This window comes from Vibrio sp. 10N.222.48.A3, assembly GCF_041475345.1.
Taxonomy (GTDB): domain Bacteria; phylum Pseudomonadota; class Gammaproteobacteria; order Enterobacterales; family Vibrionaceae; genus Vibrio; species Vibrio tasmaniensis_A.
The window spans coordinates 1-1339 of sequence record NZ_JBFRVX010001438.1 but is presented as its reverse complement, the minus strand read 5'-3'; the positions used below and the strand labels follow the sequence as shown (position 1 = coordinate 1339).

Below are 1339 nucleotides of genomic sequence, written 5' to 3'. Positions count from 1 at the left end.
TGGTTCATCAAGAAGCAGCATGTCTGGCTTCTCAAGAAGTAGACGACAGATAGCAACACGACGACGTTCACCACCTGATAGGAATTCGATTTTCGCATCCCACTCAGGAAGGCGAAGTGCGTCAGCTGCACGCTCTAGAGCTGTCTCTAGGTTGTGACCGTCTTTCGCCTGAATCAGAGCTTCAAGCTCACCTTGCTCTTTCGCCAATGCATCGAAATCTGCATCAGGTTCTGCGTAAGCGGCATATACTGCGTCGATGCGCTTAAGTGCGTCAGCAACATCTGAAACCGCTTCTTCTACGATTTCACGAACGGTTTTTGATTCGTCTAGTACAGGTTCTTGAGGTAGGTAACCTACTTTTAGACCTTGTTGTGCACGTGCTTCACCATCAATATCAGTATCAATACCAGCCATGATACGTAGTAGGGTAGATTTACCTGAACCATTTAGACCCAAAACACCGATTTTAGCGCCAGGAAAAAAGCTAAGAGAAATGTCTTTAAGAATTTGACGCTTAGGTGGAACAGTTTTGCTCACCCGAGACATGGTATATACGTATTCAGCCATTGCCGATCGATCCTAATTATTGTTCAAAATTGTTTGCTATTTTATACCAATATCCTCAAAGATGTTACTCCTAGGACAGAAAAGCCATTCTTGAACTAATCCTCACCTATTATTGTCACATTGGTCATTAAAACTATATTTAATAAGCTTTCGAGGCGATGTGTTAAATATTAACAATATTTACACTCAAACTCTTTACATTTGATGTGATGTCGGGCGTAAATAGACTTCACGTATTCATACACGCACTAAGGAAAGAGCGAATGTTTTTCCGCATTGGTAATACGAAAATTGCTGTCGCTGCATCGGCAATTTTGTTTTCATTTTCACAGGCTCCAATGGCTATGGCCAGCAATGCTTCCGAGCTTGAAATGCAGCGTGATGTTTATGACAGAGCGCAAGAGGTTTTAGACAACCGTGATCTAAAAGCTTATTCAGCACTTCGTAACAAAATTCAAACATACCCGTTAACACCTTACACTGACTATCGCGCCTTTTTACTGGGCTTAGGTGATCGAACGCCAAGCGAGGTGGATGCTTTTATTGAAGAGAACACAGCACTGCCGTTTTCCAATCGTATACGAGCGCCTTATTTAGATTTATTGGCGGCTCAAAAACAGTGGAAGACGATCCTTGAGTTTCAAACCCAAGAGCCTGTTGGTGAAAAATATCAATGTATCTATTACCGCGCTAATTATGAACAAGGTAATCAAGATCTCGCCTTTAAAGGTGCGAAACAACTTTGGTTAAGTGGCCGTGGTGTTGATGATAA

General features: G+C 42.2%; 1 protein-coding gene and 1 pseudogene. One reads left to right on the top strand and one right to left on the bottom strand.

Annotation, left to right across the window (positions count from 1 at the left end; translation table 11 throughout):
- Positions 1–567 (bottom strand): ATP-binding cassette domain-containing protein (locus AB4653_RS26960; RefSeq protein ID WP_372105769.1); only part of this gene is annotated, 567 nt, incomplete at its 3' end.
- A gap of 263 nt (positions 568–830) precedes the next feature.
- On the opposite strand from AB4653_RS26960, the pseudogene AB4653_RS26955 reads away from it, so the two are divergent.
- A pseudogene (locus tag AB4653_RS26955) lies at positions 831–1339 on the top strand (lytic murein transglycosylase); the annotation flags it as partial.